The sequence below is a fragment of the Saccharospirillum sp. genome (assembly GCF_040881935.1).
Taxonomy (GTDB): domain Bacteria; phylum Pseudomonadota; class Gammaproteobacteria; order Pseudomonadales; family Natronospirillaceae; genus Saccharospirillum.
The window spans coordinates 1-15,757 of sequence record NZ_JBBECH010000006.1 but is presented as its reverse complement, the minus strand read 5'-3'; the positions used below and the strand labels follow the sequence as shown (position 1 = coordinate 15,757).

General features: G+C 56.5%; 13 protein-coding genes. 8 read left to right on the top strand and 5 right to left on the bottom strand.

The features are described 5' to 3' along the window. Nucleotides 1–7 precede the first annotated feature (7 nt). Both WEB54_RS00565 and WEB54_RS00560 read right to left on the bottom strand, forming a co-directional pair. On the bottom strand, nucleotides 8–868 hold the full coding sequence (locus WEB54_RS00565; RefSeq protein ID WP_368052701.1) for a universal stress protein: 861 nt from the start codon (nucleotides 866–868) through the stop codon (nucleotides 8–10). Next, the gene (locus WEB54_RS00560; protein WP_368052722.1) at nucleotides 868–2,349 is read right to left on the bottom strand and encodes a SulP family inorganic anion transporter; all 1,482 of its coding nucleotides are present in this window, start codon (nucleotides 2,347–2,349) and stop codon (nucleotides 868–870) included. The genes WEB54_RS00565 and WEB54_RS00560 overlap by 1 nt, the downstream gene beginning before the upstream one ends. 547 nt (nucleotides 2,350–2,896) lie before the next feature. On the opposite strand from WEB54_RS00560, the gene WEB54_RS00555 reads away from it, so the two are divergent. Both WEB54_RS00555 and WEB54_RS00550 read left to right on the top strand, forming a co-directional pair. Beyond that, nucleotides 2,897–5,455: an ExeM/NucH family extracellular endonuclease gene (locus WEB54_RS00555; RefSeq protein WP_368052700.1), complete on the top strand. Its 2,559-nt coding sequence runs from the start codon at nucleotides 2,897–2,899 to the stop codon at nucleotides 5,453–5,455. Nucleotides 5,456–5,848: 393 nt separating this feature from the next. Further along, nucleotides 5,849–6,715, top strand: coding sequence for a hypothetical protein (locus WEB54_RS00550; RefSeq protein ID WP_368052699.1), 867 nt, complete (start codon nucleotides 5,849–5,851; stop codon nucleotides 6,713–6,715). Nucleotides 6,716–6,740: 25 nt separating this feature from the next. Here WEB54_RS00550 and cysE read toward each other — a convergent pair whose 3' ends face one another. Continuing rightward, complete coding sequence (gene cysE / locus WEB54_RS00545; RefSeq protein WP_368052698.1) at nucleotides 6,741–7,529, bottom strand: serine O-acetyltransferase; 789 nt, start codon at nucleotides 7,527–7,529, stop codon at nucleotides 6,741–6,743. Between the two features lies 1 nt (nucleotide 7,530). After that, nucleotides 7,531–8,307: a tRNA (cytosine(32)/uridine(32)-2'-O)-methyltransferase TrmJ gene (gene trmJ / locus WEB54_RS00540; RefSeq protein WP_368052697.1), complete on the bottom strand. Its 777-nt coding sequence runs from the start codon at nucleotides 8,305–8,307 to the stop codon at nucleotides 7,531–7,533. A 265-nt stretch (nucleotides 8,308–8,572) separates the two neighbouring features. On the opposite strand from trmJ, the gene WEB54_RS00535 reads away from it, so the two are divergent. The 3 genes from WEB54_RS00535 to WEB54_RS00525 all read left to right on the top strand — a co-directional run bounded on the left by WEB54_RS00535 (nucleotide 8,573) and on the right by WEB54_RS00525 (nucleotide 11,755). Beyond that, the gene (locus WEB54_RS00535) at nucleotides 8,573–9,322 is read left to right on the top strand and encodes an inositol monophosphatase (protein ID WP_368052696.1); all 750 of its coding nucleotides are present in this window, start codon (nucleotides 8,573–8,575) and stop codon (nucleotides 9,320–9,322) included. A gap of 181 nt (nucleotides 9,323–9,503) precedes the next feature. After that, the gene (locus tag WEB54_RS00530; RefSeq protein WP_368052695.1) at nucleotides 9,504–10,574 is read left to right on the top strand and encodes a patatin-like phospholipase family protein; all 1,071 of its coding nucleotides are present in this window, start codon (nucleotides 9,504–9,506) and stop codon (nucleotides 10,572–10,574) included. Between the two features lie 314 nt (nucleotides 10,575–10,888). Further along, entirely contained in the window at nucleotides 10,889–11,755 is an 867-nt protein-coding gene (locus WEB54_RS00525) for a hypothetical protein (RefSeq protein WP_368052694.1), read from the top strand. 15 nt (nucleotides 11,756–11,770) lie between these two features. On the opposite strand, the gene WEB54_RS00520 is transcribed toward WEB54_RS00525, so the two are convergent. After that, complete coding sequence (locus WEB54_RS00520) at nucleotides 11,771–12,382, bottom strand: Yip1 family protein (RefSeq protein WP_368052693.1); 612 nt, start codon at nucleotides 12,380–12,382, stop codon at nucleotides 11,771–11,773. A 354-nt stretch (nucleotides 12,383–12,736) separates the two neighbouring features. On the opposite strand from WEB54_RS00520, the gene WEB54_RS00515 reads away from it, so the two are divergent. From WEB54_RS00515 to WEB54_RS00505, 3 genes are read left to right on the top strand one after another with little or no spacing between them, the layout of a single operon-like run. Continuing rightward, nucleotides 12,737–13,069: a TIGR01244 family sulfur transferase gene (locus tag WEB54_RS00515; RefSeq protein ID WP_368052692.1), complete on the top strand. Its 333-nt coding sequence runs from the start codon at nucleotides 12,737–12,739 to the stop codon at nucleotides 13,067–13,069. Between the two features lie 3 nt (nucleotides 13,070–13,072). Beyond that, a complete protein-coding gene (locus WEB54_RS00510) occupies nucleotides 13,073–14,683 on the top strand; it encodes a SulP family inorganic anion transporter (protein ID WP_368052691.1) in 1,611 nt (536 codons plus the stop codon). Beyond that, nucleotides 14,676–15,635 (top strand): sigma-54 interaction domain-containing protein, encoded by a 960-nt coding sequence (locus WEB54_RS00505; protein WP_368052690.1) that lies wholly within the window; start codon nucleotides 14,676–14,678, stop codon nucleotides 15,633–15,635. The genes WEB54_RS00510 and WEB54_RS00505 overlap by 8 nt, the downstream gene beginning before the upstream one ends. Nucleotides 15,636–15,757 lie beyond the last annotated feature (122 nt).

The window sequence follows — 15,757 nt, the reverse complement described above, 5'->3', positions numbered from 1 at the left end:
TCTCGTCTTATCTTAACAACAGCAACGGCTTGTTCGACTTCAACAACACCTTTGCCGTCAGGCTGCCCAATACCAGCTCACGCAACCGGGTGTGACTGAACGCACCCATCAGCGTCAGGTCAATATCGTGCTCAGCCTGATAGTTCACCAGCGCCTCACTGGGCTTCCCATCCAGCGTCACTGAGGTGACCTTGTGGCCAGCCGCCTGTAACACCTCGGTTGCCTTGTGCTGCAGAGTATTGGCGCCCGCCGGGTCTTCACCCACGGTCACCAGGTGCACCGGTATGCCTTTGAACAGAGGGCTCTGCGCCAGCATGTCCAGCGCTTTACTGGAAGCCCCACTGCCATCGTAAGCCAGCATGACGTTTTCCGGGACCTTGAATTCACTGTTGACCACCAGAATGGGCCGGTGCAGGGAACGAATGGTCGCTTCAAGGTGAGCACCAAGGTGTTGATTATCCTGTTCATGCTCTTCACCACGAATACCCAGCACCAGTACGCGGATATCTTCTTCCATCTCGATCAGCGACTCGGTCAGGCTGCCGTGACGCTGTTTGGTCGTCGCCTCTGTGCCATCCTGCCCGATCCGCTCTTTGGCGGTCGAAAGCATCAGTTTGCCCTGCTCCATCAGCAAGCGGTTACGCTGCTCTTCAACCTCGGTAAGCTCTTGCAGCAGAGTATCGCGGCTACCAAGACCAATGGCACCGGACAAATCCCCGGTGGAAGCACCGGTCGGGTGCTCCAGATTGTGTAACAATTGCAGTGGTGCACCCGTGCGCTGGCTGATCCAGGCGGCATAGTCACAGACCGATTGGCTGTATTTCGAGCCGTCTATGCAGGCCAGTATTTTATTGTCTTTGTTAAACATCAGTGACCTCCTAACACTTTGTCGATCTCTTCGGGTTTATCGTGCACCCCGAAGCGGTCAACGATGGTTTCACTGGCTTCGTTCAGGCCAATGATCTCAACCTGTGCCCCTTCACGGCGGAACTTGATCACGGCCTTGTCGAGTGCACCCACGGCCGTGATGTCCCAAAAGTGAGCACGGGTCAGGTCAATAACAACATGATCGACGGCTTCTTTGAAGTCAAACGAGGCCAAAAACTTCTCGGCCGATGTAAAGAAGACCTGGCCAGCAACGTTATAGCGGCGGGTATCGGTCTCTTCATCCAGCTCGCTGGTGATATACATGAAGTGGCCAACCTTGTTGGCAAAGAACAGGGCGGCCAGCAAAACACCGGCGATAACCCCATAGGCCAGATTGTGGGTATAGACCACAACTACCACGGTGACCACCATGACAATGTTGGTCGACAAGGGGTACTTCTTAAGATCCTTGAAAGAACCCCAGTTAAAGGTACCGATCGCAACCATGATCATCACCGCCACCAGTGCCGCCATCGGGATCTGCGACACCCAGGGGTTCAGGAACACCACCATCAGCAGCAGGAACACACCAGCCATCAGCGTAGACAAGCGGCCACGACCACCGGATTTGATGTTGATAACAGCCTGACCAATCATCGCACAACCAGCCATACCGCCCAACAGGCCGGAACCAATATTAGCCACGCCCTGCGCCTTGCATTCGCGGTTCTTGTCGCTAGGTGTATCGGTCAAATCGTCGACAATGGTCGCCGTCATCAACGATTCAAGGATACCCACCATGGTTAACGCGAAGGCATAGGGGAAAATAATCTGCAAGGTTTCAAAGTTCAGCGGAACTTCAGGCCACAAAAAGATAGGCAAGGTGTCTGGCAGATCACCAAGATCACCCACGGTTCGAATATCGAGACCCAGCCACATACTAATGCCCGTCAACACGACGATGGCTATCAACGGCGAAGGAATGGCCTTACTCACCAGCGGTACCAGATAAATGATGCCCAGACCCGCCGCTACAACCGCATAAACTTCCCAGGTGACGTTGGTCAGTTCCGGCAACTGAGCCAGAAAGATAAGGATAGCCAGAGCGTTCACAAAGCCAGTGACGACGGAACGAGATACAAATCGCATCAACTCACCAAGGCGCAGATAGCCAACAACAATCTGAAGTACACCTGTCAGCAGCGTTGCTGCCAGCAGATACTCGAGACCGTGATCTCTGACAAGAGTCACCATCAGCAGCGCCATGGCACCCGTCGCACCACTGATCATGCCGGTACGTCCACCGGTAAAGGAAATAACAACCGCAATACAGAAAGAGGCATAAAGACCAACTTTCGGGTCTACACCGGCAATGATGGAAAAGGCGATGGCTTCGGGAATCAGCGCCAGGGCCACAACAAGACCGGCGAGCAAATCGCCACGAACATTCCCGAACCAGTCTTTTCGGGTGGAAGATAACAACATTTAGAGACCTCAGGGGGTACGGATTAACAGTCAGGTGCCGCGTATCGGCGCGTCACACAGGATGCATGCCCTGCATGAACATATTGGGTCAGACGACAGGCTCGGAGAGTCTGCAGAGGTGGGAAAGTGCTATGGTGGCGTAAGGATCACGATGGGTGCCGCTGGCTCGTCTGGTAGAGGGACGCGCATGATAGCGGCTGGAGCGTAGATAACAACCCCGGCTTACCCTTTGTCACGCAGTAACAGGTACAAAAAACCCCACCTGTAGAAGACTACAAGCAGGGAAAGTAACCCGAATCGTCAGGGGTCCTGAGTCACATATTGCAGTATCTGCATCGATTGATTCTGAATAATTCGCACTTTGCAGGTATCTAGTCTGAAAAATGTTACCAATCGGTCACATTTTTCCGGTAATGTGGTCGAGATCATTTTTTGACCATACGATCAACTAATGATGCTGCAATCACAATAACAACAACGGGTCTCAGTGGTCGGCAACCCACACGGATGTCAGAGAGCCCGGACGCAAAACGAGAGGGATACCATGAACGCCAGACGAACTACCCTGGCTCTGATGATCGCCGCGGCTTATGCCAGCGGTGCCCAGGCCGACCTGATCTTTTCCGAATACATTGAAGGCTCCTCCTTCAATAAAGCCATCGAACTGCAAAATACCGGTGACGCCACCATTGACCTGAGTCAATACGCCGTCGAACTGTATTCCAATGGCAGTACCAGCCTGAACATCGCCCTGCCATTGAGTGGCACCCTGGCCGCGGGTGACGTGTACGTCATCGCCAACAGCCAGGCCGCCCAGGACATTTTGGATGTCACCGACACAACCTCGGGTGTTGCCAATTTCAATGGCAACGATGTGGTGCTGCTGCGTGAAGTCGATACCGTGGTCGACCGCATCGGTCAATTGGGTAATGGCGATACCTTCGGTGCCAATGTCACCCTGGTGCGCAAAGCCGACATTACCGCGGGTGATCCTGACTTTAATGCTGCCTTCGACCCAACCATCCAGTGGGATGCATACTCCAGCAACACCTTTGCTTATTTGGGCAATAGTGGAACAGGCGACGATGACAGCGATCCGGATGATCCGGTTTTAGCTCAGTGCGGCGACCCGATGACACTGATATCCGGCGTTCAGGGCAGTGGCGATGCGTCCCCTCTGCTGGGCCAGAGCGTGTCAGTTGAAGCCATTGTGGTTGGCGATTACCAGGCCGGCAATCAGCTCAGCGGTTTCTTCCTGCAGGAAGAGGATACCGATCAGGATGGCGACGCGGCTACGTCTGAAGGCCTATTTGTCTTCTACTCCGGTACCAATGTAGCCGTTGGCGACCGGGTTGTTGTCAACGGGTCGGTGGACGAATACTTTGGTCTGACGCAAATCAATGATGTAGACGGCATCAGCATCTGTGCCAGCAATCAGTATCTGCCAACACCGGCTCTGGTGTCTTTGCCGCTGAGCGACGCAGACGAACTCGAAGCATTTGAAGGCATGCTGGTGACCAATAACCAGATCCTAACCGTGAACGAAGTTTATCAGTTGGGTCGCTACGGTGAGTTTACCGTCAGCCAGGGTCGTCGCTACATTCCAACGGAAGTCGCAACACCTGGGCCTGATGCCTTCGCTGTTAATGCTGCCAACGATCTGAACAAGCTGATTATCGAAGACGGAATAAGCACCCAAAATCCGGACCCGATGCGCTTCCCGGCACCGGAACTGTCTGCCTACAACAGTTTGCGCATTGGTGAAACCCTCACCAGCCTGAGCGGTGTTCTGAATTATTCATTCGGCGCTTACAAGTTGATCCCAAGTGGCGACTTGCAATTGCAGGGTACCAACCTGCGTACCGCAGCACCCGAAGACACACTGGATCGCGACATGCGCGTCGCCAGCTTCAACGTGTTGAACTACTACAATGGTGATGGTCTCGGTGGTGGGTTCCCAACCGACCGTGGTGCCGATACGCCGCTGGAACTGGAACGCCAGGAAGCCAAACTGATCGCTGCACTTTCTGCGCTGGATGCAGATGTGATCGGCCTGATGGAAATCGAGAACGACGGATTTGATGAAAACAGTGCCATCGACCAGCTGGTCGATGCCCTGAACGTTACTCAGCCAGCCGATAAGATCTACGATTACATCTCAACGGGTGGCCCGGGCATTGGCACCGATTCCATCGCCGTAGGTCTGATCTACCGCCCCGACGTGGTCGCACCCGTCAACAGTGCCCAGGTGTTGTCGAGTGACAATTCACCATTGGATGATGAAGGCGAACCACTGTTCAACGATGAAAAGAACCGCCCGGCTCTGACGCAGAGTTTCGAACATCTGGGCAGCAGTGACCGGTTCACGGTTGTGGTCAATCACCTCAAGTCCAAGGGTTCTTCCTGTGAAGACGTGGGCGATCCGACCGATCCTAATCTGCAAGGAAACTGCAACGGCGTACGTACCGCTGCTGCAACGGCCCTGGTCGAATGGCTAAGCACCAACCCAACCGGGGTTGATGATGCGGATGTGATGATCATTGGTGACTTAAACGCCTATTCAATGGAAGATCCATTGCAGGTTCTGGCCGATGCCGGCTATGCCAATCTGAAAGGCGAAGGTGAATACTCTTACGTCTTTGATGGTGAATCCGGCAACCTGGACCATGCTCTGGCATCTGCCAGCTTGCAGGCCAAGGTGATCAAGGTTCAGGATTGGCACATCAATACCGATGAGCCGCTGGTGCTGGATTACAACACCGAGTTCAAAACCGCCAATCACGTTGAATTGTTGTATGCGCCGACGCCCTACCGGTCTTCCGACCACGATCCGGTTATTGTCGACTTCAACCTGAACACACCACCGAACGCTTCGTTCAGCGTGTTCAAGTTTCTGCTCTGGTACATCTTTATCAGCGACAGCAACGACGATGACGGCTATGTCGTCGATCAGGAATGGCAAGCTGGCCCATTCACCTTCTCCGGTGACTGGAACGTGATTCCGAAATATCTGCTTAAACGCAATAAAGTGCGTGAGGTCACCCTCACCGTCACCGATAACGATGGCGCCACCAGCAGTCTGACCCAGACGCTGCCGCGTTAATCATTCTGGCCGGGGTAACTCAACACTGCCCCGGCCAATCTTAATTCGGCACCTGAAATACCTTCCGGATACCGGGTGAATGGCGCCAAATCCAGCGGTGGCGTTACGCAGACAAGCACTTTGAAACCTCTACTTACGTTTCAATACCAAATAATTACGCGCTCAATGTCAAATGAACCACAAACGGGGGCGGTAGCGCATTGCGCTGCTGATCGTTAAGGGCCAAAGTATAGATTGTACTCCACGCACCGAAGTGAAGGAGCCGTTGAGACCCGGTTTGGTTAGTGTCCAATAAAGTGAATGCGCTGCACGCCATCACTGACGCGGGTTCTTCAATCAAGGAAAATCAGCAGTCTTCGGAAACACGGTCGGAACGGAGTCCAGGGAGGTTCTATGCTGGCACTGATCGTAATACTCAGCCTGTTTCTATTGGCTTTTGGTGTTTGCTACTGGTCACTTAACCACTATTCGCGGCTGCGTCCTTTTCGCTTCAGTCCCGGGACAGAAGTGCCGCTGCCCGAGCCGAAACGCACCCAACTCATGGCTGTGCTCGCCCAACGCTATCAGCTCGACGACGTTATCAAGCATGCTCGCCTCGACAGCGAACGCTTAGACGCCCTGTTGCGCTGGGCACTTAACCGCTGGGAACCCCAGGCCAGACAACATTCAGGGTCGCACAACCCGCTCGACATTATGGCGCGCGTCAGTCTGGGCGAACAATTCGCGCGCGGCGATTACGTCACCGTACTCAGCCATGCACTGCAGGCTATGGGCATTTCTACCCGCCAAATCGAATTGCACACCCGAGACAGTCACTGGCGGCCACTGGGTGGCTGTCATACCGGACTGGAAGCCTTTTTGAGTGAAGAAAATACATGGGTCTGGGTCGACGCACAGTACGACGCCATTATTCTAAACAAAGGTCGTTATTGCAGCGCACTGGACATCAAGGACGCGCTGCTGTCACGCACCGATGAGCTGGAACTGATCTCCGCCCTCAAAGGCACCGATATCGACAGCTACCTTGCCTTTCTGGCACCTTTTCTGGACGTTGTTATCGCCCAGCCACTGGGCCAGAGTCGCCGTTTCGCGTTAATACCGCCACAACTGCGCTTCCCCCGGCGTCACCACCTACTGGGTCGAACTTTGTACGATCAGGTCTGTCATTCCCGGGATACGTTTTATGCCACGATGGAACTGAACCAGCTCATTCCTACCCGGTCCAAAAGCACTCTACACCGACACACCGCCCATGCCTGAAGCGTAAACCGCAAACCGGAGGCGTTCAGCCTCCGGCATTGGCGGATCGGTCGGAATCTTCAATGGGTGCAAAATCCTCATCGCTTAGTTCTGGCGATGCTGTACTGGTGTAGCTGGCATCAATGCGCTTGAGTGCCTTGCACATCACATCCATACGCTGATCCTGCGCATGGATGTGTTCCAATAGGGCCATGATGGCATGGGACGTTGGGTCTGGCATTTGCGAGACGCCGTAGGCATCGAAACCGACTTTATCGGCCATGGCTTTTTGTTGGTCGCTGAACGGTAGTATCTTTTCGCCCTGCTGTTTCACGATGCGACCGGGAATACCAACAACGGTCGCATTCTCGGGTACCGCCTTGGTGACGACGGCATTGGAACCTACCCGGGCATTCTTGCCGACGGTAAAAGGCCCCAGCACCTTGGCCCCGGCACCGACAATGACACCGTCTTCCAGCGTTGGGTGGCGTTTGCCTTTCTCCCAACTGGTACCACCCAGGGTTACACCCTGATAAATAGTGACGTCATCGCCAATCTCGGCCGTTTCACCAATCACCACGCCCATGCCGTGATCAATAAAAAACCGTCGTCCAAGTTTGGCGCCCGGGTGAATTTCAATGCCGGTAAACCAGCGCGCCAGTTGGGACACCCAGCGGGCGAGCGTTTTCAGATTCCATTGCCACAGTTTATGGCTGAAACGGTGAATCAGGATGGCGTGCAAACCCGGATAGTTCAGGATTACCTCAAACCAGTTTCGCGCCGCAGGGTCACGGTCAAAGACGCTCTGGATGTCTTCTTTCAGGTTGCGGAACATATCAGGGTTTCCTTATCGACTTGTCTATTTGCGTCAGCATACCGCGCAGGATGTTAGCCTCAACTTCATCAGGTTGTGCGCGCAGTATCAAACGGCGAATTTTGCTGAGCAATGTTCGGGGGTTAGTGGGGTCGAGAAAGTCGATCTCAACCAGAGTTTTCTCCCAGTGCTCGAACAACCCCTCAAGCTGCTCAGCCCGCGCCGGTGGCTGATCCCATTCAACGCCCCAGTCGGTTCGGGTCTGCGCTACCGCCAGCTCCTGGCGCATGCGCAATTCATAACACAGAACCTGAACAGCCTGGGCCACGTTGAGCGAACTGTAATCCGGGTTGGAGGGAATATTGACGTGATAGTGGCACTTGGCCAGTTCATCATTGGTCAGACCACTTCGCTCGCGCCCAAACAGCAACGCCACTGAAGATCCGGGTGGATGGGCTGCGACCTTATCGGCCATTTCACGGGGGTTCAGCAGCGGCCAGGGCAACGAACGGGATCGGGCCGACGCGCCCACCACCAGTGAACAGTCAGCAATGGCAGCATCGATCTCATCGACCACTACGGCCTGGTCGAGCACATCATGGGCACCGGAAGACAGCGCAAAGGCCTCACCCGAAGGGTAATCCTTGGGAGAGACCAGTACCAACCGGGTCAGCCCCATGGTCTTCATAGCCCGCGCGGCGGCACCAATGTTGCCAGGGTGGCTGGTGTGCACCAGAACCACTTTAATATCATCCAGCCGGATGCCCGTTTCGCCTGCGGCGTCCTGTGACTGCGACATGCTTGAAATCACCTCTTATCGTTCAAAAACTGCACACCAAGACTTAAAGAGTGCATCAAAGGTGTGTATTATACGCGCCCTCGTTCGGGAAAGCGCCCGAACCGCTGTTTAACAAACCCGTTTTTGCGGATAAAACCGACGTACCTGAACTGGCTCGTCCGGTCCGTTCTGTCTGGCTGTGCTGTCACACACCCGACGATGATGGCCGGCCCCTTGCCTGTAACCGGTGCGGTTTAACCCTATTGAATGTGAGTATGAACCGACCATGCAACCAATTCTGACCATAGCCCTGCGCGCTGCGCGCAACGCAGCCGACAAACTGACTTACACTTTGTCGAACATCGATTCACTGACTGCCGAAGGGGCCACCCGCAAAGACGTGTTTGACCAGGCCATTGAAGACGCCGCCTGGCGTGCCCGCAAGGCCATCCGCAAAGGCCACCCGCGCCACCACATCGACAGCCTGCACATCGGTATGGACGAAAGCCGCGACTACGACGGTCAATCCTGCTGGAAAATCAACGTGCTGGCCGGTGAATCCAACTACCGCTCCGGTTACCCGGGCTTTCTCATCGTCATCACCTTTTTTATCAAAGACCGTATCGAAGCCGTCGCCCTGCTCGACCCGATCACCGGTGACGAGTGGACCAGCATGCGCGGCCGCGGCGTGCAATTGAACGAGCGCCGGGTACGTGTCGATGCGTCGACACTGGATTTGGCCCTGGCCGCCATCGACAGCAGCGACCCGGCCGAGATCGGGCGCTGGTCTGAGCGCGTTGCCGGCATACGCGTCAGCGGCTGTGGCCTGATGAGCATCGCCCAACTGGTCGCAGGCCGCGTGCAACTGGCCTTTGCCGACGATTTGAACGATGTCGACTTCCCCGCCGCCAGCCTGTTATTGCAGGAGTCGGGTGCCCTCAGTGGCGACCGTAACGGCGGCCCTGTCAGTGCTAGAAAAGCCGAATTGCTGGCGTCGTCTCCGCGCCTGTTCAAGCAATTGTTCAGTCGCGGCTAAGCCAAACTGACCGAAGGGTCTCTGGCAGCAGACGGCCAGAGACCCGCATTCTGAGACGCCCTTTCCGGTTCCACACATCAACATCCGATTTTACCCGCCACACCTTGGGACAAGACCCGTCACAGGGTATAGTGCGCGTTTTCCGCAACTATATGTTTTCCGCAACTACAGGGACCCTCGTTTGACCCAAGCGCTTAATTTCTACGCTGGCGAGCACGCCTATCGAACCATTCAGAACGAGGGGCTGTCACCCCAGTCTATTCGCGTGATTCTCGGTGCCTCCGGTGGCCCCAAATGGTTTGTGCTCAGTCACCTCGATCGCTACCTGGCCAGCGAGTGGCTACCCGCCATCAATCACCCGCTGAATCTCATTGGCAGCTCCATCGGTGCCTGGCGTATGACGGCCTATGCCAACAAAGACCCGGTGGCAGCGCTGGACCGACTTGAACACGGCTACCTGAACCAGCGTTATTCAGACAACGCCGATGCCGATGAAATTACCGGCAAGGTGAATGAGTTCATCGACGAAACGCTGGGCGATACCTCCTTCGAAGACCTGCACCCAAACCGGTTATTGCATTTGGTTACCGCCCGTTGCCGGGGAATCACAGCGGCCCATTCCTCGCGCAGGCAAGCCTGGGTGTTTACCGGCGTCGCGGCCAGCAACATGATCTCGCGCGCCACCCTGCCACGTTACTTCGATCGTGTCGTGTTTCGCAGCCAGGGTGGTCAGCTTCCCCTGCCCGACTGGGATCAATTCACCACTTATCAGGTGACGCTTTCCATCGACAACCTGCGCCAGGCACTGCAGGCCAGCGGCGCGATTCCGGTTGTAATACACGGCGTCACCAACCCGGCTGGCGCCCCGCCGGGGGTCTACCGGGACGGCGGCATGGTCGACTACCATTTCGACCTGCCGATCAAACCAGACAACGGCCTGGTGCTCTACCCGCATTTCTCACCGGTGCTGAAACCCGGCTGGTTTGACAAACCCCTGCCATGGCGCAAAGTCACCGCCAACCACTACAGCCACACGTTGGTGATGTGCCCAAGCCCAGCGTTCATCAACAGCCTACCCTACGGCAAAATTCCCGACCGCAAAGACTTCGAAACCCTCGATGCTGACACGCGCATTCGCTACTGGACCAAAGTCGTCGACATGAATCGGGCCCTGGCCGATGAATTCCACAACCTGGTGAGCACTGGCAAGCTGGCAGAACGACTGCAGCCCATCACCACCATTGCGCGGTAAAGTTAGGGTTTCCAACTTTACCAGAGGTCCGCGCCGGGCACCGGGTGTGCCTGTCGGGGGTCGGCGTAAACCCATCCATGGGGCCTAGACCGCAACATCCATGTTGCGGACTACCCCGGACAGGCACACCCGATACCCGGCACTCAGTGGAGTGCATACTCCGAACATTGAGTTAAAAGTATTGATAAACAAATGCCTATCTAAGAACTCAACTCTTAACCCAATCTGAACAGGCACCATTACTGATCTGCCCGGTTCAGATCGGGTTCAGCCTGCCTTGAGATAATGGCTCCAACAATGAAGGAGCCCTGCCCATGACTCAGCACCCGAATATTCCTGCTCAGCCCCGCCGCTTGGCCATGATCGCCTCGGCTGCGCTGCTGCTCAGTGGCTGCCATTTTACGGTCACCGATGTACATGAGCATGAGGCCGGTTACGACACGGAAGTCACACCTTCTCTTGCGCGCTACGACACCGACTTTCTGGTGCGCAGCGCGCTGATTCCCTATGCACTGAGTGCCACCAGCATCGAGATGATCGCTGATCCCGAGGCATTTCTGACCCCGTCGGCCCGCATGACCAGTCGCAGCCATACACCGGTTGAAACCACCTCAACCTACCTGTTTGACAGCGGAGCCTGCGATTTTGGCGGCTACACCAGCATCGACGCCTATGGCGAAACCGAAACCTACGCCAACAGCATGACGTTCATTACCATGGATGTAACGGCTGAAGCCGTCGATTGCGACACCCGCAACTGGCAGGGTTATGTCACCCTGAACAGTCGACTCGATTTTGATGTCATGGGCTGGTACGACGACTATTACAACCGAATCGAATCACTCGAAGGCACCATGACCGGTAGGCTGCGCATGCGCGCCGAACGCAGCGATCTGAACTACACCAACATCAGCACCGAGATCATCGAACTGAATTCAACCGACTTTCGCATCGAAGCGCGCGCCAGCGTCTGGCTCGATGACGGCTGGCGCACCAACTCCGCCAGCCTGACCACCACCCGCGGCGTTCACTGGTACCAGAACGACATCCGGCCACACGCCGGCAAAGTCCGGCTAACGGCCTATCGGGGTTGGGTGGATCTGGAATTTTCGGACTATGGCGTAACCCGGACCGACAGCAATGGCTACCGGGACAGTATCGCCTGGTCCAGCTTGCCCTAAACCGGGCAGCCAACCTTATTCAATGACCATGTATTCCGGTCCGAAGCCTGCTGACCAGACGATGACCGTGCCAACGCGCAGGGTAACCAGCAGCACCAGTGCTACGGTGATCACCGAGGTCGCGTACATAAAAGCACGCTCTTTCGGAATGTTCATGACAATGGGCATGCCTTCGTAGATCAGGTAGACCGAATAAGCCGCTGCGATCGCGAACACCACCGCATTGAGCCAAAGCTCCGGCCAGGCACCTACAATACCGGCCAGAAAGATCGGCGCCGTCGTATAGACCGCCAATGCCATACCGTGATGGGGGTCAACCGGTTCATCGGAGTAAGTCGTTGTCATCCAGGTAATAAACTCGCCGAATGTCCAGACACCGACCAGTGCAGCCAGATAGCTCAGCACGCACAGAACCAGCGCACTTTGTGCCGTCAAGACCGTCAGCGGGCCGTCACCCAGACGCCAGCCGACCTCCGCCACACCAAAATAGAAACACACCGCAGGAATCAACGCCAGCATCGGGACGTGGGTCAGAAACTCCATCGTCTTGCTGCGTCGCTGTTTACGAATGAGTGACCACTCACTACCGGGGTGAGTGAAAATACCAAGGGTGTGATCCAGAATCATAATACTCTCCAAAGGGTCTTTCCGGCCGGTACGGGTTATTGTTGTTGACGGTCGTATGAGCGGTTTTTCCAAGCTGAAAAATGGCCTGTTTACAACCGTCCAGAGGCTACGTGGAAGTGGCCGGATGCTGACTGCTAACATAGAGGAATTAGCGCAGACTGCAAGCATGCCGGGGCCTGTGACACGGAAAATTATTGCACTGCGAGGACCAATCTCTGGAAATTGTGATCCAAATCATTATATTATATTTCTCTAATTCACTGACTGGACGCTGCAATCCGATCAGCGGTATCGCACCGTCATTCTTCAGGTGGTAGCATCCAACACAATCCGACATCGAGCAGGAGAGGTTCAATGAACGTAACCCAGCTATCCCCCACCTTCCGGGTCAGCCCGCAAATTACCACCGACGACGTCGCCCAAGCCAAAGAACAGGGCATTGGTGTCATTGTCTGCAACCGGCCCGATGGCGAAAGTGCCGACCAGATTCCAGCCGCCGACATCCGTCGCGCTTGCGAGGCGGCCAGTATCAAATTTGTCGAGCTGCCGATGAACGGGCCCAACTATTCGCCCGAACAGGTTAGCACCCTGAAATCCCTGATCGATGATGGCAACAACATTCTCGCCTATTGTCGCTCCGGCAACCGCAGCAGCATTTTGTACAACGCCACTCAAGAGTCCAACTGAGCCTTGCCGAAAGCCATCGCCTTCTCTCTGCCCCGCGCCGGCGATATCAATGCAGGCCTACTGGTGGCTCTGGTCGGTATTCCGCAATGCCTTGCCTATGCGATGCTGTCGGGGCTGCCGCCGATGTATGGGCTGGTTACGGCTGCTTTGCCGGGCATGGTGGCCGCCCTGCTTGGGCGCAGCGCCCACGTTACGGTCGGCCCGACCAACACCACCGGCCTGATCATTCTCGCCAGCCTGACCCCCTGGGCAGACCAGCCCGACCTGTTACTGACGGCCATGGCCACCCTCGCGGTTCTGGCTGGCCTTTCGCGCCTGTTGATCGTCGCACTGCGCGCTGAACGCGTCTTCGACTTTGTTCCCGAGGCCGTCATGGTGGGTTTCGCCACCGGTGCAGCCGTTATTATCGCGCTGATGCAGCTCGACGAATTCATCGGCGCCCCCTTCACCAACGTGCGTAATGTCGTGGATGAACTGGTGCAACTCTCGGGTCTGAGATTGCCTGACATTCAATGGGCCGCGGTGGGTCTGTCGGTCTTTGCCCTGGCATCGGTCGTGCTCGGCCGACGCTACCTGCCACGCTGGCCAATTCCACTGATGACCCTGGTGATCAGCACGGCCCTGGTTGTCTGGGCTCCCTGGTCCTTCGTCGCACAATGGATAACGCTGGAGCAAACCACTGTCATTTCCGATGGCTGGCCGCAACTGGCCACCCACTGGCCCAGCTGGAGCATGGTGCAGGCACTGATCATCCCGGGGTTTGCCGTCTCCTTTATCGGCTCGCTGGAACTGATAGTGACCCTGCGCAACCGCGCCGAACAGCGCTGGCTGCGGCGCGAGCTCGGCAGCCAGGGCATCGCCAACCTGGTCGGCAGTATCACCGGTGCCTTCCCGGCCAGCACCTCCCTGACCCGGTCGGTGTTGCTCGACATTGGCGGCGCAGCTACCCGCTGGGCGCCCTTTATCGCCGCCCTGGCCATTCTGCCCATCATTCTGTTCGGTGCCGATTTGATACGAGCCATCCCGCAGGCGGTTATCGCCGGTCTGTTGATCGCCACTGCTCTGTCAATGCTCAAACCCAAGCAGATTAGCACCATTCTCAAAGCCAATTCCCAGACCCGGACTCTGTTTCTGGTCACCCTGATCAGCACACTGGTGCTCAATTTTCACGAGGCCATTCTGCTCGGGGCGGCGCTGGGGCTCGGCATCTTTCTGTTTCAGGCCAGCGTACCTCTGTTGCGACGTTACGCGGTGGACGAGGAGGGCTGGTTGCGCGACACCATCGAACTCGACAGCCCCCATACGCTGATCCAGATCTCGGGCAGTCTCTATTTCGCCGCTGCCCGTCAGTTGCCGGAACGACTGACCGCCATGCTGGCCCCAAAAACAACGCTACTGACCATCGACCTGACCCATACTCACCACATTCGTGTCGCGGCCCTGCAGGCATTGCAACAGTTCGTGGCGCACGGCCAGACACAAGGCATCGAGATTCAGATTTGCGGCCACACCCCGGCGCTGGTCCAGCTGTCCAACACCCTGGGCATTCGTCTGCCCTGGTGCGACCGGGTGATGGCCCAGCGTATCCGGGAACCAGAGGTAGAGGATGACTGACCTCTACCGGCCCGATGTCCGGCGCCCGCATAACTTTGGGGGCCTGCTGACCGTCGCCCCCAACATGATCGAGTTCATGGCACAGGCCGAACGCGTGGCCCGAACCCAGGCATCCATACTGGTACGCGGCCAAACCGGTTCAGGCAAGGAGCTGGTAGCGCGTTACATTCACGACCAGTCGCGCCGGGCCGGCCAGGCATTCAGCGCCATCAACTGTGCGGCCCTGTCGCGTGAACTGATGGCCTCGGAGCTTTTTGGTCACAAACGCGGTGCCTTTACCGGCGCCACTCATGATCGCACCGGACTGTTTGAACTGACCGACGGCGGCACCCTGTTTCTGGATGAAATCGCTGAAATGCCGCTGGACATTCAGGCCGGCCTGCTACGGGTGCTACAGGACCGATGCTTCACCCCGATGGGGTCGAGCGAGGTGCTGCATACCGATATCCGCATGGTCAGCGCCACCCACAAATCATTGCGCAAGCTGGCTGCAGACGGCGATTTCCGCGAAGACTTGATGTACCGGGTGCGCGTCGTGCCCCTGTATCTGCCCCCCTTAAAAAGCCGCGTCGGTGACGTCGCCATGCTCAGCTGGCAGTTCATTCACAGCCTGAACCAGGAGAACGAACGCCAGATAGACAGCATCGCCGCCCCCGCCTTCGATTCACTGCTGGCCTACCACTGGCCGGGCAACATTCGCGAGTTGATCAACGTCATCACCTACGCCCATGCCATCGGCGAAGGCCCGACCGTTCAGTTGGAAGACCTGCCACCGGAGCTGCGCGGCGAAGCCCCGCCGGATGAGTCCGAAATCAGCGTCGAACAAAATGAACGGGACCGGATCCTCGCGCTGATGCAACAGCACAAAGGCCATAAACAGGCCGTCGCCGACGCCATGGGCATTTCACGCGCCACGCTGTGGCGAAAAATGAAATCATTGCAGCTTATGTAACTTACAATTCGAAGTTCCCCGAATTGACGAGCGGCGGCTGCCTGGGTTGTTCCTGTGGGGAAGTCCGCAGCAGGGATGCTGCGGCCTAGGCTCCATGGATGGATTTACGCCGACCCCACAGG